Raw genomic sequence first — 18,417 nt, forward strand, 5'->3', positions numbered from 1 at the left:
TACTGATGTAGTTAAAGCTATTTAATCTATCAAACAAAATTACCTTTTTTATGAAAATTGGTCTTTATTTCGGAACTTTCAATCCCATACATGTTGGGCATCTTATCATTGCCAATCACATGGCAGAACATGCCGATTTAGACCAGGTTTGGATGGTAGTTACACCACATAACCCTCTTAAAAAGAAGGATACATTACTAGACGATTACCATCGTTTACAAATGGTTCATTTGGCTACAGATAGTTTTGATAAATTAAAACCTTCGGATATTGAGTTTAAACTCTCTCAGCCTAATTATACTGTAAATACATTAGTTCATTTACAAGAAAGATATCCTAATCATGAATTTTCATTGATTATGGGCGAAGACAATTTGAAAACGCTTCATAAATGGAAGAACTACGAAGTGATTCTACAAGATTATGACATTTATGTTTATCCAAGAATTTCATCTGAAGTAGAAAATTTAGAACTAAAAAATCATCCTAAAATTCATTTAATAGATGCGCCAATTGTAGAAATATCTTCTACTTTTATTCGTAACAATATTAAAGAAGGAAAAAATATTCAGCCACTATTACCCGAGAAAGTCTGGGAATATATTGACCACAATAATTTTTATAAGAAGTAATTTGTAGTAAAAACAAGAAAGCCTAAATGTAAATTTCATTTAGGCTTTTTCTTTGTTAGTTAGCTTATAGCAAGCTCTTCTTTTTTTACATTATTGCGAATCTCAGTTAATGAGTGGTCGATTAATAATTTTCCATCTCTAAAGACTTCTTTTAATTCCCCTTTACCCTCTTCTTCCCAAGAAACATTATCTGTTAATTGATATACGCCATCTACTAGGTCAATTTTCATTAATCCTTTAGCCGATTTTTTAGTTCCATCATCTGTAATTGGATCTTTAAAGATTGCTCTTCCTTCTCCGTTTACTTCACCATAAGTCGCTTTCATTGCAAAACCAAAAGTATCTCTGGTATTGTATTGGTACGTAAATGAACCAATTCCTAAAACCACATTTGTAGAAGCAAAACCTTTGGCTTTTAATCTTTCGCAAATTTGAGTGGCTCTCGCTACAGTAATACTATCACCATATATTGCCCCAATTTGTGGTACTAATTCTTTATACCCTTTGCTATTTGTAGTTCCTCCAAAAACATCCCAAATTAACTCAATAACACCTTTCTTTTCTTGTTCTGTCTTACCGTTTGGATTACCACAAATAATGTCAACAGGATCTCCACTATCAGGTCTAATTACTACTTTACCTTCTCTAGAAAGAATCTCTTCTTTTAATCGAGGCAAATAATCAGTTAACACTTTCCATAAATCCCAAGTGTCAGAAACGATAGAAACAATTCCTTTAGGATACACTTCGCAAATTAATCTTTTAAAAGTTTCGCATTCTCCCTCAGTAGTTCCCATACACATTACAGAATGTTCAGTTGCAGCTACAGATCCAGCAACTAGTTCAACATCTGAATTAGCGTTATAATATTCCTCTAGAAAATCAATTGCAGGAATTGTGTCAGAACCTGTAAAGCTTAATAAATGTCCCGCAGATGAAGTTACCGCAGCTTCTATCCCTCCCATTCCTCTCATAGAAAAATCATGTCCTTGCCAATCTACAAACTCTGGAACAGATGAAGTTTCTTGTGCGTATTTATCAAGTACGATTCTGTATTGTTTAGCAATTGTTGCAGAGTTACAAGGCAACCAAACTACTGCTGAAAGTAATGTCTCAAAATAATTTGTTAACCAAAAAAACTCTGGGATTGTATTATACATCGTAAACATAGGCACACGAACGGGAACGCTTGCTCCTTCTGGCAATGCTTTAAAAACCATCGGTATATATCCTAAATCATGTAAATCCTCAATATGTTTGGTTCCAACTTGGTTTTCGCCTAAATAATTATTGATTCTACGAGAGTATTTTTTTATAACTTCTTCTTTTGGTTGTTTAAAAAAGTATAAATCGAAATCCTGAATAATATATTTTTTGATAAAATATTGTAATCCAAAAAATACAACTTCATCAACTCCTTCAATTCTAGATTTTCTTGGTGTCCAGTTAGAATATACTAATGATGTTCCTGTTGGATATTGTCTTCTGTGGTCAACTTTGTAACCATCTGTTAATAATAGTGGGTTCATGGTTTTATTGTTATTATTATTTATTTCTTCCTTTTTCGTTCGGATATAATTCCTGAACTATATTACTTTGCCAAACTGTTTTTGTCTCAATATCCATACAGGATAATTTCCCGTAAAAAGCAGCTCCTGTATCAATATTCCAAACATTACAACCTTGCATAGGAACTTGAATATTGTAATTTAATGTTGGTGTATGACCTATGTATATTTCTTCGTAAAGTAATAATCTTTTGGGGTATAAAAGCGAATCTTTTTTTATTCGTTTATCCATTATCAAGGCCATTTCCCATAATGTTCTGTCCCAAGAATAATTACTCGAATAATGTTCCTTCTCTGGGCCGTGCATAGATGAAAATCCTGCGTGAATAAATAAGCGATTTTGCTCATCGACATGATAGTCTTTCATACTTTCGAAAAAGGACAAATGCTCCATTATTTTCTCAGTAGCATAATTTTCATAGCTTTTTATAGTCGCCGTTCCTCCGTGTTGCAACCAAATACTATTTGGCTTTCCTGATTGTAACCATTCTTGACACCAAATATCATGATTTCCTTTAATAAATATACAACTATGTGTTTTATTCAATTCGATAAGAAAATCAATTACCGCTGCAGATTCGCTCCAGCCATCAACATAATCTCCCAAAAAAATCAACCTATCATTTGCATGGATATTGGTTCGCTCCAAAAGTTGAATTAAAGCTCTTAATCCGCCATGAATATCACCAATTACCAAAGTCTTTTTCATAATTAAAACTCTATATATTTTGCAGGAACAGCATCTGTTAACCAAACATTATTTTCAGACAAATAAAATTTAAATCCGTCTCTATGCATGGCGCCACTTCTAACAGATAAAATCTGTGGAGTTCCTCTTCTTCCCCCCACTTTAATAGCTGTTTCTCTATCCTGGCTAAGATGTACGTGTTGACGACTCATTTTCTGGAGTCCTTCTCTTTTGATGCTTTCCATAAACTTCCCAACTGTTCCGTGATACAAAAACTCCGAAGGTTCAGCTTCATTCAGGTTTAACTCAACCGAAATTGAATGTCCCTGACTTGCTCTTATTTTAGTTTTATCTTCATTAAAAGCAAATCTTTTCTTATCGTTATTTTCTACTACATAATCCAGAAGTTCTGAATCTAATGTATTTCCATTTTTCGAACATTTTGCAATCAATTCTTCTACATCTGCCCAACCATTTTCATCTAGTTTTAAATTTATGGTTTCTGGCGAATGTCTGAGTACTAAACTCAGGAATTTGCTAATGCTTTTTGCTATTTTTTCATTCATGATTTCTATGAAATTTTTAATTTCTTATTTAATTCTTCATCCTCAAAAAGGAAAGGTCTCTCAGCGGGAACCATCAAATATTCTAATTGTTTATTCTGAACAAATTCATATTGTTCTTTTACAAAATCTGAAATATCCTCGATTAATACTATATCCTCTTTTGCAAAAGATTTTATAAAGTCATCTCTTAAACCAATCTGAATGGCTCTTCTCTCTAACTTATTTCCGTAAGGATCATGATCTGGATCCCATTGTAATCTTATTGATGATGTTTTTACCTGCGTTTGCCATTCTTCACGACTTATTCCAAGTGATGAATCATAAGACGAGTAAACTGCATTTTGTAAATACCTATTGAATGCTGAAATTTTAAGATGAATTGCCAACACCACTTCTTGTCCTTCTTTTGTTCCCCATCCGTTTCTGTACATCATCCACAGAAAATTAGGCTTAATCCAAGTCATTCTAGTAAGACTAAACTCTCCACCAAAAAATTGATTTTCAACTGCAAAATCCCCTATTTCTTTTCGGTATGATTGATAAACTATTATTTCCTCCTCGTCATATTGAGCCATAATGTGATAACCTGATTTTGGCCATTCTGCAATTTGCTCATCATATTTTTTTAATTCTATTTTCATTTTATTTTGCTCACAATATGTTCATTGTGCTGTTTTAATTAAAACAGATTGATTTTTAATTTTATCTAAAAATCATATACTGTTGTTTCTATGTTATTATCAGAAAGTGTTTCCAAGATAATAGGTTCTATCATCTCCCACTTTCCTCCTGCTAAACCACAGCCAATTCTTGGCATATGAATACTAGCTTTATTCTTGTTTGCAAAAAGAGCAACTTCTTTTAAGCCTTGTTCGATAGCATCGTATCTTATTGGAGCATTTCCATTCTCGTCCTTATTAATTTTGTGCTGACCAATTAAATTAGCAACCCAAAGATCCTCTTCAACTTGGACAAATTGAACTTTACCCAATTCAAAATCAACTTTCGATTTAAACCATTCTCTATATTGATTTTCTGGTTTTTTCCATCGTTTTGAAATAGCCATTACAAACCCTTTTCCCCATCCACCTATGTCATTACATATGTGAACAATTATCTTATTATGTTCAGATTGTGGAGATGTTGCATCGCCTTTTATATATTGAATATCTTTCATGGTCTTCTATTTCAATTCATCTCTAACTTCCATCAAGGCAAAACCCAAAAGATTCAACCCTTTCCACTTCGCAGGATTCATAACATCTTTATGATCGCTCGCCATCCCGATTCCCCAAATTGCATCAACAGGACTTGCTTCAACTATAACTCTGTCTTTTGTATTTAACAGAAAAGTCTTCAACTCCTCATTTTGACTGAATTTATGATAATTACCTTCTTTTACAATTTCAAATCTAGCGGCTAACCAAAGAGTTTCATTATAATTCTTTACTTCTCTTCCCAACTTTTTAGCTTCGGCTGGAGAATTTGCTTTAATAATTTTTGGTAAAACTTCATTGTCTTTAAACAGTTCGGCTTTTTTAGCCATCATCCAATGTTCTGCCGTTTTGTAAACTACTTTATCAACTTCAAAAGAACTTAACCACCACTGACTGAAACAAGTTTTAGAGATACTTCCGTCTTTATTGGGCTGATGTCCCCAGAAAAATAAAAACTTACTTTCCGATGTTAGGTTTTCTATAATGTATTTCATGATTTATTTTTTAAAAGTATCCTCAAAACACTTAAAACTTGATTTTTTTTCGGAATTACTAAATATTGCAAAGACTATTTTTTTAAAAGCACCTGCGTATTTTTCAGTAATAATTTCCTTGAACAAATGTGCTACATCTTTGGTTTCATTTCTAAAAACGCCACAACCCCAAGCTCCCAAAATTATTGTATCACTTTTTTGCTTTAAAGCAATTGCCAAGACTTTATCCATTCTGTTTTTAAAAACCTCTTCTGTTGCAGCAATTTCTTCTTTCCTATTATGTTGCAGCATCGCGCCTTTATTTGGCGCTGGAGATGTGATAATGTCTGCAACTAATGGTTTTTCAAAATAATTTCCGCTATCATCATTCCAAAACAAGACATTCGGACTATAAATCATGTAATCTGAATATAGAAATGAAGACTGATTTCTATTAAAATCATACATCACTTTGTCTTTGATTTGTGTTTCATAAAGGTTTGAAGATCTAGCTAAACTTTCTTCCTGAGCCGAAGCACCTCCTAAAAATCCACCGCCTGGATTTTTTGCAGAAGCAAAATTCAAGACGCAAATTTTGCCGTTTTTCTCTTGGACTATTGCTTCAATTGTAGAACAATTTTTCGTTATAATCTCTGTTTCAAACTTATTTTCAATTGGGGTTTTCAAGATTGCGTCCCAATCGTTTGGCTCAATTGTAAACGTATTTTCTATAGATTCTTCAAGTTCTTTATCTATGACAATCTTTTTCCCTTTATATTCATAAAAACCATTCTTTATGATTTCTAAAGTTTTATTTGCTATTTCTACTCTATAATTTTTATTCATAATTCTAATTTTATCACTTCAACACTTTCGCCTTCAAAATCTTTGAAAGAGTTTGTTGTGAATATTTTATCGAAACAATCTAAAACTTCAAAGCCTTTATTGAAAATTCCATGGCTTACAGCTAGATATAATTTCCCTGCGTTTTTCTTTTTTAATTCTTCTGCTAATCCTACAAAGGTTCCCCCTCCATCGCAAATATCATCTACAATAAGACAATCCATTCCTTTTAAGTCTTCTTCATAAACTTTAAAACCAGATAATTTTCCTGTTTTTACATCACGACTTTTGCTACATTCAACAACATCTACTCCTCCTAAAAACTCAGAAACTTTGTAGATTTTTTTCAAAGCACCACCATCAGGAGAAATCAATTTTACATCGTTTCCTATCGTTTTAATTACTGCTGCTATAAAAGTATGATTAGGGATTACTTCGCAATTTTTTACCAAAGCTGGCGTAACTTCTGAGTGTGCATCAAAAACAAATACTTTGTTTAATTGCATTGCATTGATAATATCTGCATATACTTTTACAGATAATGGTTCTCCTTTTATCATTACACGATCTTGTCTTGCTGCTGGAAAATAAGGAATAAACAAATCAATAACTTTTACGTCCATTCTTCTTAAAGCATCAACTGTTAGGCATAACAATCCTAAATCGTTGAATGAATTTAATCTATGTGTGATTGTAATTTTTTGATTGACATCAAAATCAGGATTAATTTTGATATGTGGTTCTCCTCCAGAAAAAGTAAAACTTTTAAAATCTATTTCTTTTTGTCCTGTAAAAGGTCTGAAATTTTGGTCTAAATTAAGTATCATAGTTTTTTTATTTTGCGTTAATTATACGCAAATATACATTTAATATTTATACGAACAATTGTTTTGTGTAAAATTTACGCAAACTTAATTTCAAAATGGAATCCTTCCTTCAATAAGTCATTGTATTTCTGCTGATTGAACTTAAATAATTTTGCAGGTCTTCCTGTTTTATTAGGCGAAAAATTATCTGTTTCCTGAATAATCCCAAAACTTAAGATCTTTTTTCTGAAATTTCTTCTGTCTATTTCTTTCTCCAAGATTGTACAATACAAATTCTCCAGTTCTGAGAATAGAAACTCTTTTGGTAACAAATCAAATCCGATTGGTTCGTAAGTAAGTTTTGCTTTTAAACGCTCAATCGCTTTTTTTAGAATCAAATTATGGTCGAACGCCAAAGCAGGAATAGCATCCACTTGAAACCATTGTGCATTATCTGCATCAGAATCGGCTTTAACTTTTAGCTTCGAAGGATCTACCAATGCAAAATAAGCAACAGAAATCACTCTGTTTCTCGGATCCCTGAAAACATCATCACCGAAAGTAAATAATTGTTCAAAGTGATTTACCGTAATATTAGTTTCCTCTTTTAACTCACGCTTTACAGCTTGTTCTAGTGATTCATCATTTTTTACTAAACCACCAGGTAAAGCCCAATACGATTCTTTAGTTCCAAATTTTTGCTGAATTAAAAGCACATATAATTGATTGTTCTGGTATCCAAAAACAATCGCATCGACAGCAACTCTAATATTTTGATTTTCTATCATAACTCTAATGCGTAAAATTTACACAAATATAACAAAGAAGAGTCAATTTTATAATTTATGCTATTGCAATAAATTATAAAATTGACTCTCCTAAATATGTTTTCTTCCTACTTTTTTAATTTACCGTTATACTTTTCTTTGGGCTTGTAGTACAACTGCCTCCGTCTTTGGAAATAGTTACTTCCGCTGTAACTTCAAATGTTCCGGCAGCACTGTAAGTATGTGCTACTGATCCCGTAGTAGTGCTTATAACTTCAGAAGGAGATCCATCTCCAAAAGTCCATTTTACAGAACTTATCGTTTTACTTCCATAATATTCTATAGAATAATTAATTTTCTTAGAATCAGTTTCATCTTCGGAATGTTTTAATTTCATTAAAATTGAATCTCCTAAGCAATCTACTATTGCCTCATCTTCGCTCTTACTGCATGAATTACTCATAAAGACTACAGCGATCATTATTAAAATTATTTTTAAATTATTCATTTTTCAAAAATTAAGTTGTTTAGCCATCAAAATTATTCTTTTAAAAATAAAAAATAAAGGATTACGGCTAAAATATCTTACTAAAAAACAACTTTAATTCTGTAGCAATAATTTCAAAAATCGGACTCAGGTTACTGTTTTTTCCTGATAACAAGAAAACATCAATACTTGGCATTTCCTTACTATCCCATAATAACTGTAGTTTACCTTCCTCAATCAATTCTTTTGCATTGCAATTCCAGGTTATCCCAATTCCGCTATTTTTAGAGAGTACTCTTAGCATTTCACTTTCATTAGGAATAATATAATTAGGAACCATCGAAGGTCTTTTTTTATTAAAAACGTGCAGCCAGAATAATTTAACATGAGGAATTCGTGCATCATGACTATACCATTTTTGCTCATTAAGCCATTGTTCTATTTCAGAGGATTCTTTAGTTTTTAACTTCTGCTTAAACTCATTTACCTCAAGTTGTGGTGACGAAACCATAACTAATTTAATTTTTCCAACAACTTCCTGAATAGTATCAAACGTATCAAATTGCTTAGTAATAATTGCAAAATCAAGTTTTTTGGCATCTACTAATTCAAAAAGAGTATCATTATCATTAAAACTAAAATCGATAAAATCAAATTTAGATATTAAGACACTACCTAAGCTAGCGAACAGGTTTTTAGAAATGCCTACAGAAATTAATCGATTTGCATCGGATGCTTTGGCTCGAAACCCATTCTCTACGTTTTCGAGACGGTCAAGCGCATCTATAATCAAATTATTAAGTAACTTAGCGTAATCCGTTGGTTCGACTCCTTTTGATTTTCTGTTAAAGAGTTTATAACCAACGTGTGCTTCTAACATTGATATCTGCTGGCTAACTGCGGGTTGACTAATAAAAAGCTCTTTGGCAGCCAAAGAAAAATTGCCGTTTTTATATACCGATTTAAACGTTCTGTACCATTCTAGATTAACCATGATATAAATATATTTATCACAAACATAATTTATTTTATTTTTACTAATACCTTAATTGCTCTAATTTTGTATCAAATAAAATACATTATGAAGAAAATCGCTCTATTTGTTATTATCGCATTAACTATAAATTGTGCTAAAACTACTGCGCAAAAAGTAAATAAAAAAAATATGAAAAAAGTATTATTTGTTGTTACTAGTCATGATAAGCTGGGTAACACAGGCGAAAAAACCGGATTTTGGACAGAAGAACTTGCAGCGCCTTATTATGCTCTTGCAGATAAAGGAGTTGAGATAACAATAGCAACACCACTTGGAGGGCAACCCCCAATAGATCCTAAAAGTGCAGACCCGGCATCGGCAACCGAAGACACTAAACGATTTGATGCTGATAAAGTTTTATTAGAAAAATTAAAACATACCATTAAATTATCAGATGTAAATCCTGCCGATTATGACGCTGTATTTTATCCTGGCGGACATGGCCCATTATGGGATCTAGCCGAAGACAAAAACTCAGCAGCTTTAATCACGGCATTTTACACTCAAAACAAACCTGTAAGTTTTGTTTGCCATGCTCCTGGCGTTCTTAAAGATGTTAAGGTAAATGGGGAATTTTTAGTAAAAGGAAAAAAAGTTACTGGATTTTCTAATGCCGAAGAAGAAGCAGTAGGATTAACCAAAATAGTTCCGTTCTTGCTTGAAGATGTATTACAAAAAGATGGTGCAATTTATTCTAAAGGACCAAACTGGGAACCATACGCAGTTGAAGATGGATTATTAATTACAGGACAAAATCCAGCATCATCAAAATTGGTAGCTGAAAAATTATTAAAAAAATTAACTAAATAAGAATCTAAGATACTGAGTCGCTAAGTCGCTGAGATTAAAAAAAACTTAGAACCTCAGCGCCTTAGTATCTTAGTAACTAAAAAACAAAAAAAATGTTAAACTTTGAATTATACAATCCGACAAATCTAGTTTTCGGAAAAGGACAAATTGAAAAACTAAAAGACCTTGTTCCTCAAGGAGCTAAAATATTATTAGCTTACGGAGGTGGAAGCATCTTTAAAAACGGAATTCACGAACAAGTAATCAATAATCTAAAAGGATTTGATATTGTAGAATTTGGTGGAATTGAACCAAATCCGCATTTTGAAACTTTGATGAAAGCTGTTGCAGTTATTAAAGCCGAAAAAATCGATTTTATCTTAGCTGTTGGTGGTGGATCTGTAATTGATGGAGTTAAATTTATTTCGGCTGCTGTTAATTTTGATGGAAACCCGATTGATATCCTTCAAAAACGTTTATTGATTAAAGAAAATGCAGTACCATTCGGGACAGTTTTAACTTTGCCTGCAACGGGAAGCGAAATGAATTCTGGTGCTGTAGTAACTATCGAGTCTACTCAGGAAAAATTGGCTTTTGGTGGTAGTGCTTTGTTTCCTAAATTCTCTATTTGTGACCCAACTGTTATTGCTTCTTTACCAAAAAGACAATTACAAAATGGTGTTGTAGATGCTTATACGCACGTAATGGAGCAATACTTAACTTATCCTCATGAAGGGTATTTACAAGATCGAATTGCCGAAGGTATTTTACAAACCTTAATAGAAATTGGTCCAAAAGTAGTTGAAAACCCTACTGATTATGCTCTAGCTTCTAACTTTATGTGGAGTTGTACAATGGCGCTTAACGGATTAATACAAAAAGGTGTACCAAGCGATTGGGCAACTCACATGATTGGTCATGAATTAACTGCTTTATATGGTATTGATCATGCAAGAACATTGGCAATTGTTGGCCCTAGTTTATATCGCGTAATGTTTGAAACTAAAAAAGGAAAACTAGCACAATACGGAAGACGTATTTTTAACCTAACTGGTTCTGATGATGAAGTAGCAAAAGAAGCAATTAACCAAACAGTTGCTTTTTTCCATACTATGGGAATGGATACTAAACTATCTCAATATACAAACGACTATGATAAAACAGCCGATTTTATAGTAAATCGTTTTGAAGAAAGAGGTTGGAAAGGTTTAGGAGAAAACCAATTGGTTACTTTAGATAAAGTAAAATCGATTGTAGAAATGAGCTACTAGTCGCAGTATTTTGTCTTAGTTAAAAACTGAAAACTAAAAAAAGGCGTTCTTAAAACTTATTAAGGACGCCTTTTTACAATACTAAAACAAAACTAACTAACTCAATTCTTTGTAAATTCATTTAACTAAAATTCTAATTCATAAACTACTACAACGTAAGAATCAGCTACTTATTGTATATTTTGTAAAAAATAATTATTTTTTTCTTATTAGATTTTAAACTAATAAAAAACGAGATAGTTTCTGTATATTTTGATATGTATTTTTCATACCAAAAGCGTTTGTTAGCATGAATTTTTCGTACTATTCGTATAATATTAGTACTTTTGATAAAAATTAATAATTATAATGAGCGAAAATTTAAAATTTGCAGTAATTGGTGGTGGAAGCTGGGCAACCGCCATTGCAAAAATGTTATGTGTAAATCTTTCCGAAATTTCGTGGTACATGCGTAATGACGCTGCTATCGAACACATTAACAAATACAAACACAATCCGAATTACTTAAGTTCGGTAGAGTTTGATACTACTAAATTAAAGCTTACTAATAATATAAATGAAGCCGTAGAATATGCTGATTATATTATTTTTGCTATTCCATCGGCTTTCCTAAATGCCGAATTAGAAAAATTAACAGTTTCACTAGAAAATAAAGTTATTTTCTCGGCTATTAAAGGAATTGTTCCTGAAACAAGTTTAATTGTTGGAGAACATTTTCATATAAAATATGATATCCCGTATTACAACATTGGTGTTATTACAGGACCTTGTCATGCCGAAGAAGTTGCTCTTGAGAGACTATCTTATTTAACAATTGCATGCGGAGATTCTACTAAAGCTAGTGTTGTTGCCAAGAACTTATCTGGAAATTATATAAAGGCCAAGATATCTGATGATATTATAGGTACCGAATATGCTGCAATGCTTAAAAATATTTATGCAATTGCTGCCGGTATTGCCCATGGTTTAGGTTATGGCGATAATTTTCAATCGGTTATAATGAGTAATGCTATTCGCGAAATGAAGAAATTCATTAAGAAAGTGCATAAAATGAAACGTAACATTAATGACTCTGCTTATCTGGGTGATTTATTAGTTACAGGATATTCTGTTTTTTCGAGAAACCGAATGTTTGGAAATATGATTGGAAAAGGATACACTGTAAAAAGTGCGATGATGGAAATGAGCATGATAGCCGAAGGATATTATGCTACCAAAAGTGCTTATAAACTAAACCAAGGATATGGTGCAAAAACACCAATTATCGATGCCGTTTATGCTATTTTATATGAAGGTAAAGATGCTAAAACTGTTTTCAAGAAACTTACTGATGTATTGGATTAGTATTTAGTTACAGTTTTCAGTCGCATTTTTCAGTCTCTGTTTGCGGTGAAAAATAGTAACAGTAAAAACAGTCGCGGTTTTCAGTCTCTGTTTACGGTGAAAAATAAAAAATATAGAGTATCTACTACTTTAAAAGAATAAAAAAAAGAGTCAAAGCGATTTATTTCGTCTTGACTCTCTTTTTATTTATTTGAACCTCTTTACTATTTTACTACAACTGAAAACTGAGACTAAAAACTGAAAACTACTTATTCTTTTCCTCCATTTCAAGGAGCCATTTTTTTCTCCATAAACCTCCACCATAACCAGTCAGCTCACCATTCGAGCCTATAACTCGATGACAAGGAATAAGTATAGATATTCTATTCATCCCATTTGCATTGGCGACAGCCCTAACCGCTTCTGGCTTATTAATTATTATAGATTGCTCTTTATATGACTTTACGGCTCCGTAAGGAATTCCTTTTAAAGCAGTCCATACTCGATTTTGAAAATCAGAACCTGGCGAAAAAATTGGAACTGTAAAATCTTTTCTTTCTCCATCAAAGTATTCTTTTAGTTGGCTTTCTAATGCATTAAAATGCTCATTCTCCCCTTGAATAATAGTTGCATTTAGAGTTTTTGCTAAAGCTTTTAATTCAGTTTCAAGCATTTTTCTATCTGTAAATTCAAGCAGGCAAATTCCTTGCTTTACGGCACAAGCATACATTGTACCCAGAGGAGTTTCTATCCTCTTGATATCAATTAAATTCTGTGTTTTACTATTCTTAGGAGAAACTCCAAATACAGATTTAAAAGTATCATTAAATCCACTCAATGATTCATATCCTGCGTTAAAGGCTGTGGCTGTAACACTTTCTCCTTCTTTTATTTTTTTGAAAGCACTATTAATACGAAACATTCTTTGATATGCCTGAAATGTAATTCCGTGATTTTTTAAAAACCATCGTCTCATTTTACTGGGTTCAATTCCTCGTTTAACCAAATCATAATCTTTAAATTTAAGAGATGGGTTTTCAGATAATTCTCTAAGAATATCTTTTATAAAATCGGGTGTTTCATTATATTTTTCTAATGGAAAACAAACTTTACATGGTCTGTATCCTTTTAAAATAGCTTCTTTTGAAGAAGTAAAAAATTCTACATTTTCTCTCTTTGGCTTTCTTGCAGTACACGTAGGTCTGCAGAAAATCCCTGTAGTTTTTACTGCAGTAAAAAAAACACCTTCAAATGAAGTATCTTTATTTACTGCTGCCTGATACATTATATCATCTGTGAGTTTCATAATTGTATTTTTAGAAAATTGGTCTGAAGCTATTTTTTTCAATTATCTCTTTTGTAACCACTTCCAACTGTTTGTTAAAAAATGCGTGCATAAAGTTCCCCATACTAATACGTTTTACTCCTAATGTTTTTAATGCTTCAAAATTAGGAAGATTAGGCATACACATAACATTAAGCGGAACATCTATTGTCTCTGCAATCATTTTTATATCATTCGCATTTGTAATACAAGGGAGAAAAATACCATCTATATTAGCCGTCTTATATTGTTTTATTCTGTGTATACTTTCATTTAATGCATTTGATAAATCTAAAAGAAAAGCATCACAACGAACGTTTATAAACATTGGGATATTTCTTTTTTTGAGACCACCAACAATCGCTTTTAGTTTGATTGTAAAATGTTCCGTATCTTCTATTTTACGTTCAGATTTTTTCACTTCTGAATCTTCAATATTGATTCCGACAACTCCTACTTCATGCAATCTTATAATGTTAGTAATTATTGCTTCGGCTGTGCTTCCGTATCCTGCTTCCAAATCGACTGTTAGAGGGAGCTTTGTCGAAACTGCAATTCTTTTAATCATAAAAAAATAATCTTCAAAAGGCATATCTTCTCCATCTTCATAACCTAAGTCATTTGCAATTGCTGCACTCGAAGTACCAATAGCCTTAAATCCTAATTTTTCATATTGTAAAGCTGTCTGCACATTCCATACATTTCCGATTAATAATGGCGTTTCACCAGAATGTAATTTTCTAAATTCTTCAAATTTTGTTGTCATAGTATATCGCAATTATTTATCACAAAAATACTTTAGGAGTTATACCTCCAGCAACCGAAAAATTAACAACTATTTTTTTTTAGGCATAAAAAAAAGAGTCAAGACTAATTTATTTCGCCTTGACTCTTTTCTTATATTTTATTCTCTAACCAATTTACTGTTTTTACTGTAACTGTAAACTGAGACTGTTTTTATACTGAGACTGTAAACTGCAACTGAGAACTAAAAACTGCTACTTCACTATAACGCCATCTACAAACAAAATAGGCACTTCTTCAGAGAAATCTTCATGTATGGAATGTGCTTTAAAAATATATTTCTTGTCGTATAATGTGTTTCCGATAAAAAAAGTAACCATAAACTCATTATTTAAAGCTAATACACTTTTTTCTACCATTTCGATTTTTACTACCGAAACCGATGGAACCTCAACAAAGGCATGACGCAAAAGTGATGTTTTTTTCATTTCGCCATCAATTGTTCCAAAAGCTTTTGAAACGACCATTACACTTTCAATATTAAAATCACTGTCATTTACAAGATAAGCATACCATACTTTCTCCATAAAATCGTCGCTCCATTCCTGAACAACGGCCATAAAAATATTCTCTACTTCTGGAATAATTATATCTTTTTTCATAGTTGTAAAAAGTTATAAAGTCATAAAGTCGAAAGCTTCATATTTTGAAACTTTCGACTTTATAAATTTTGGACTTAAATTATATGTTTGATTTAAATTGCTCTAAGAATCTAACGTCGTTTTCGTAAAACATTCGAATATCACCAATCTGGTATAACAACATTGCGATACGCTCTACTCCCATACCAAATGCAAAACCATTATATTCTTCTGGGTTGATATCACAATTTTTCAATACGTTTGGATCTACCATTCCACATCCTCCAATTTCTAACCAACCTGTTCCTTTGGTGATACGATAATCGGTTTCGGTTTTTAAACCCCAATAAATATCAATCTCGGCGCTAGGTTCTGTAAACGGAAAATATGACGGACGTAAACGGATTTTTGATTTCCCAAACATTTCTTTAGTAAAATAAAGCAATGTTTGTTTTAAATCGGCAAACGAAACATCTTTATCAATATACAATCCTTCTACCTGATGGAAGATACAGTGTGATCTTGACGAAATTGCTTCGTTACGGAAAACACGTCCTGGAGAAATAGTACGAATAGGCGGTTTATGATTTTCCATATAACGCACCTGAACTGATGATGTATGCGTACGCAACAAAACATCAGGATTTGTTTGTATAAAAAATGTATCCTGCATATCACGTGCCGGATGATATTCCGGAAGGTTTAATGCCGTAAAGTTATGCCAATCGTCTTCGATTTCCGGACCTTCGGAAACGTTAAAACCAATGTTTGCAAAAATATCTATAATTTGGTTTTTTACGATTGATATCGGGTGACGAGAACCAATAATTACTGGCTCGGCAGCACGAGTTAAATCTCCGTAAATACCTTTAATTTCTTCTTTGCTTTCTAAAGCTTCAACTATTGTTTTTACTTTATCTTCCGCAGCTGTTTTTAAAGCGTTTATAACCTGTCCAAATTCCTTTTTCTGGTCATTTGGTACCGTTTTAAATTCAGCAAAAAAATCGTTTAAAACACCTTTTTTTCCAAGAAATTTAATGCGGAATGCTTCTAACTCTTCCTTATTTTCAGTTGAAAAAGCTTGAGCTTCCCCAATATATTCTTTTATCTTATCTATCATTTTCATTCCGTAATTGAGAATACAAATTTACATAATTTGTTTCAAGTTTAAAGTCTAAAGTTTAAAGTTTCCTTTGCAAATCGTAATAATATTAACAAATAAAACGAGTAAGCCTGACAAAAATATAAACTTGATTAAAGTAGTAATCCATTTTCTATTGCAAAAACAAGTTTAATCTATAACTATTTTATCAAACTTATTTTACTTTCAATTTCCTGTACTCTATTTAACCAAAAAGTTATTCCTTCCTGATTCTTAACAATTTCTTTTTTAGAATTAGATGAAACCTTACCTAATTCATGCCAATTTTTTTGATAATCTTTCTCTCTTTCCTGTTTATTAGTCGGCTCTGTTCTTAAACGCCAAAAATTAATATTCTTAAGATAAGTATCTCTTAAGTTTTCAAAATACTCGATTAATTTTTCTTTAGAATTAGGAATATAACCTGGTCCGCTGCAACCACAGGAATGAAATGCAATTCCAACGGAATACAGACTTTTAATATGCTCCCATTTTTTCACATCATCTTTTTTAGGTGATTCAAAATCAAGTCCCATATTAGCCATTAATTCTCCACATTCTGGACACTTTGCTTCCTGAACAGATTTCTCTCCTCTTTCTATATCACACATCAATCTTCTTTTAAATGTCTTACGACAATCAAAACAAGCGTAATGTGGCTTATAGGAAACCATTGCGTATCTACACATATTTTTTTAGTTTACAGTAGCAGTGTTAAGTGTTCAGTCGCGGTTTACAATTTAGCACACGCTGAAAACTGAGACTGAACACTGAATACTAATAAAACTACTCTATAAGTTTTCTTTCTAAAAAGTAACTCACAATTGCTTCTTTCATCAAAACCGATTGTTCTCCCGCTTTTAATGGTGGTAATTCTTCTTTTACCTTATAATGTGGCCAACCTTCCTCATCAAAAAACTCAAATTCATAAAAACCATAAGGCTCTAATAACCTACAAATAGCAATATGCATGAGGTTTAATTTTTCATCTTTTTTAAATTCACGGTGTAATTTCCCTAATTCTTGTACCCCAATTAAATAAATTATGGAATCTAAATCTAGGTTTTCTCCTTGTGAAAATTGATCGGAAAGTATATTTACAAGCTGTTCCCAGCGTTCTTTAAGTTGTGCGTCTCTTGACATTTTTATAGGTGTGAATTATGAATTATGAATTATAAATTCAAAATTCATAAAATTTAGTTTGCAAAGATACGGACTTCAAATCCAAACACCTTAAAAAATTAAACGTATAGATCCATAGATTTAACGTTCTAAAAAGGATCATTTTGAGACAATGCTTTTGTCTATTGATTCCGAAAAATCAAAAACATCAACATTTAAAACCTCTGAACCTTTGCATCTCTGAACCTCCGAACCTAAAAAACAGATAATTCTTCTATATTTGCGCCTTTATTAAACAAAAACAGGAATATGAGTTTTTTCGATATGATTTTGGGTGTTTTATTGGCATACGGTTTATACCAAGGTATTAAAAACGGGCTTTTTGTAGAAGTTGCTTCTTTTATCTCTTTATTACTTGGGATTTATCTAGCAATAAAATTTTCGTCTTTAATGAAAGAAATCATCATGAAACATGTTTCATGGAACCCAAATACAATCCAGATTACAGCTTTTATCCTAACCTTTATTCTAGTAGTTATCGCAGTATATTTATTAGCTAAATTTTTAACCGGAATTGCTGATTTTGCTCAACTGGGATGGTTAAACAAATTAGGCGGAGGTCTTTTTAGAATTCTAAAAACGATTCTTATTTTGAGTATTGTTTTTAGTCTTTTCGAAAAAATAAATTTCAATCATACTTTTGCAAAAAAAGAAACATTAGACAAATCGATATTTTATAATCCGATACAAAAAATAGCTGGTTTTATTTATCCATCTATAGAAAACTGGTATGATACGTTAAAGAAAAGCGAGGCCGAAAAAGAGTCTTCAGCAACTAAAGAATCATAATTATTCTTAGATTATAAAAACACTTGTTTTGCTTTAAACTTAAATTTTAGAATAAGCATTCAAGAGTGTAAAAAACAGCCGAATCCATCTTTTATTTCTTAAAGATTCAACAATAATACATCAAGATTCT

General features: G+C 31.9%; 22 protein-coding genes. 5 read left to right on the forward strand and 17 right to left on the reverse strand.

Annotated elements, in window-relative coordinates; genetic code table 11:
• The first annotated feature begins 50 nt into the window (after nucleotides 1-50).
• On the forward strand, nucleotides 51-632 hold the full coding sequence (gene nadD, locus ACJ6WR_RS09195) for a nicotinate (nicotinamide) nucleotide adenylyltransferase (RefSeq protein WP_039113189.1): 582 nt from the start codon (nucleotides 51-53) through the stop codon (nucleotides 630-632).
• Between the two features lie 59 nt (nucleotides 633-691).
• Here the strand turns inward: nadD and ACJ6WR_RS09200 are convergent, their stop codons facing one another.
• The 11 genes from ACJ6WR_RS09200 to ACJ6WR_RS09250 form a co-directional block, all read right to left on the reverse strand.
• Nucleotides 692-2,161 (reverse strand): nicotinate phosphoribosyltransferase, encoded by a 1,470-nt coding sequence (locus ACJ6WR_RS09200; protein ID WP_409417648.1) that lies wholly within the window; start codon nucleotides 2,159-2,161, stop codon nucleotides 692-694.
• 16 nt (nucleotides 2,162-2,177) lie between these two features.
• Complete coding sequence (locus ACJ6WR_RS09205; protein ID WP_409417649.1) at nucleotides 2,178-2,909, reverse strand: metallophosphoesterase family protein; 732 nt, start codon at nucleotides 2,907-2,909, stop codon at nucleotides 2,178-2,180.
• A 2-nt stretch (nucleotides 2,910-2,911) separates the two neighbouring features.
• Complete coding sequence (locus ACJ6WR_RS09210; RefSeq protein ID WP_409417650.1) at nucleotides 2,912-3,454, reverse strand: RNA 2'-phosphotransferase; 543 nt, start codon at nucleotides 3,452-3,454, stop codon at nucleotides 2,912-2,914.
• A 5-nt stretch (nucleotides 3,455-3,459) separates the two neighbouring features.
• On the reverse strand, nucleotides 3,460-4,095 hold the full coding sequence (locus tag ACJ6WR_RS09215; protein WP_409417651.1) for a DUF4291 domain-containing protein: 636 nt from the start codon (nucleotides 4,093-4,095) through the stop codon (nucleotides 3,460-3,462).
• Nucleotides 4,096-4,160: 65 nt separating this feature from the next.
• Complete coding sequence (locus ACJ6WR_RS09220) at nucleotides 4,161-4,631, reverse strand: macro domain-containing protein (RefSeq protein WP_039117954.1); 471 nt, start codon at nucleotides 4,629-4,631, stop codon at nucleotides 4,161-4,163.
• A 6-nt stretch (nucleotides 4,632-4,637) separates the two neighbouring features.
• The gene (locus ACJ6WR_RS09225) at nucleotides 4,638-5,165 is read right to left on the reverse strand and encodes an NADAR family protein (protein ID WP_409417652.1); all 528 of its coding nucleotides are present in this window, start codon (nucleotides 5,163-5,165) and stop codon (nucleotides 4,638-4,640) included.
• 3 nt (nucleotides 5,166-5,168) lie between these two features.
• Complete coding sequence (locus ACJ6WR_RS09230) at nucleotides 5,169-5,990, reverse strand: TIGR02452 family protein (RefSeq protein ID WP_409417653.1); 822 nt, start codon at nucleotides 5,988-5,990, stop codon at nucleotides 5,169-5,171.
• Entirely contained in the window at nucleotides 5,987-6,814 is an 828-nt protein-coding gene (gene prs, locus ACJ6WR_RS09235; RefSeq protein ID WP_409417654.1) for a ribose-phosphate diphosphokinase, read from the reverse strand. The genes ACJ6WR_RS09230 and prs overlap by 4 nt, the downstream gene beginning before the upstream one ends.
• Before the next feature lie 74 nt (nucleotides 6,815-6,888).
• Nucleotides 6,889-7,581: an NUDIX hydrolase gene (locus ACJ6WR_RS09240; protein WP_409417655.1), complete on the reverse strand. Its 693-nt coding sequence runs from the start codon at nucleotides 7,579-7,581 to the stop codon at nucleotides 6,889-6,891.
• A 115-nt stretch (nucleotides 7,582-7,696) separates the two neighbouring features.
• Nucleotides 7,697-8,068, reverse strand: a complete 372-nt coding sequence (locus ACJ6WR_RS09245; RefSeq protein ID WP_039113201.1) for a PKD domain-containing protein — start codon at nucleotides 8,066-8,068, stop codon at nucleotides 7,697-7,699.
• A 67-nt stretch (nucleotides 8,069-8,135) separates the two neighbouring features.
• On the reverse strand, nucleotides 8,136-9,041 hold the full coding sequence (locus tag ACJ6WR_RS09250) for a LysR family transcriptional regulator (RefSeq protein ID WP_323491163.1): 906 nt from the start codon (nucleotides 9,039-9,041) through the stop codon (nucleotides 8,136-8,138).
• 87 nt (nucleotides 9,042-9,128) lie between these two features.
• Here ACJ6WR_RS09250 and ACJ6WR_RS09255 point away from each other — a divergent pair, with 87 nt between their 5' ends.
• The 3 genes from ACJ6WR_RS09255 to ACJ6WR_RS09265 all read left to right on the forward strand — a co-directional run bounded on the left by ACJ6WR_RS09255 (nucleotide 9,129) and on the right by ACJ6WR_RS09265 (nucleotide 12,487).
• Entirely contained in the window at nucleotides 9,129-9,893 is a 765-nt protein-coding gene (locus tag ACJ6WR_RS09255) for a type 1 glutamine amidotransferase domain-containing protein (RefSeq protein WP_409417656.1), read from the forward strand.
• Between the two features lie 92 nt (nucleotides 9,894-9,985).
• Entirely contained in the window at nucleotides 9,986-11,143 is a 1,158-nt protein-coding gene (locus ACJ6WR_RS09260; RefSeq protein ID WP_039117950.1) for an iron-containing alcohol dehydrogenase, read from the forward strand.
• Between the two features lie 348 nt (nucleotides 11,144-11,491).
• Entirely contained in the window at nucleotides 11,492-12,487 is a 996-nt protein-coding gene (locus ACJ6WR_RS09265) for an NAD(P)H-dependent glycerol-3-phosphate dehydrogenase (RefSeq protein WP_039117949.1), read from the forward strand.
• Between the two features lie 244 nt (nucleotides 12,488-12,731).
• Here ACJ6WR_RS09265 and ACJ6WR_RS09270 read toward each other — a convergent pair whose 3' ends face one another.
• From ACJ6WR_RS09270 to ACJ6WR_RS09295, 6 genes are all read right to left on the reverse strand, one after another.
• Nucleotides 12,732-13,772, reverse strand: a complete 1,041-nt coding sequence (locus ACJ6WR_RS09270; protein WP_409417657.1) for a bifunctional transcriptional activator/DNA repair enzyme AdaA — start codon at nucleotides 13,770-13,772, stop codon at nucleotides 12,732-12,734.
• 10 nt (nucleotides 13,773-13,782) lie between these two features.
• On the reverse strand, nucleotides 13,783-14,556 hold the full coding sequence (locus ACJ6WR_RS09275) for an isocitrate lyase/phosphoenolpyruvate mutase family protein (protein ID WP_409417658.1): 774 nt from the start codon (nucleotides 14,554-14,556) through the stop codon (nucleotides 13,783-13,785).
• A gap of 232 nt (nucleotides 14,557-14,788) precedes the next feature.
• Nucleotides 14,789-15,196, reverse strand: coding sequence for a hypothetical protein (locus ACJ6WR_RS09280; RefSeq protein WP_039113207.1), 408 nt, complete (start codon nucleotides 15,194-15,196; stop codon nucleotides 14,789-14,791).
• 79 nt (nucleotides 15,197-15,275) lie between these two features.
• The gene (gene pheS / locus ACJ6WR_RS09285; RefSeq protein WP_039113263.1) at nucleotides 15,276-16,295 is read right to left on the reverse strand and encodes a phenylalanine--tRNA ligase subunit alpha; all 1,020 of its coding nucleotides are present in this window, start codon (nucleotides 16,293-16,295) and stop codon (nucleotides 15,276-15,278) included.
• Nucleotides 16,296-16,477: 182 nt separating this feature from the next.
• Nucleotides 16,478-16,927 carry a hypothetical protein gene (locus ACJ6WR_RS09290; RefSeq protein ID WP_409417659.1) on the reverse strand — a complete coding sequence of 150 codons (450 nt, stop codon included), beginning with the start codon at nucleotides 16,925-16,927 and terminating at the stop codon, nucleotides 16,478-16,480.
• 175 nt (nucleotides 16,928-17,102) lie between these two features.
• On the reverse strand, nucleotides 17,103-17,459 hold the full coding sequence (locus tag ACJ6WR_RS09295) for a hypothetical protein (RefSeq protein ID WP_039113210.1): 357 nt from the start codon (nucleotides 17,457-17,459) through the stop codon (nucleotides 17,103-17,105).
• Between the two features lie 288 nt (nucleotides 17,460-17,747).
• Between ACJ6WR_RS09295 and ACJ6WR_RS09300 the strand changes: the two genes are divergently transcribed.
• Entirely contained in the window at nucleotides 17,748-18,287 is a 540-nt protein-coding gene (locus tag ACJ6WR_RS09300; RefSeq protein ID WP_086894949.1) for a CvpA family protein, read from the forward strand.
• Nucleotides 18,288-18,417: the final 130 nt, after the last annotated feature.

Origin of the sequence: Flavobacterium sp. PS2 (assembly GCF_046250155.1) — a bacterium.
Classification (GTDB): domain Bacteria; phylum Bacteroidota; class Bacteroidia; order Flavobacteriales; family Flavobacteriaceae; genus Flavobacterium.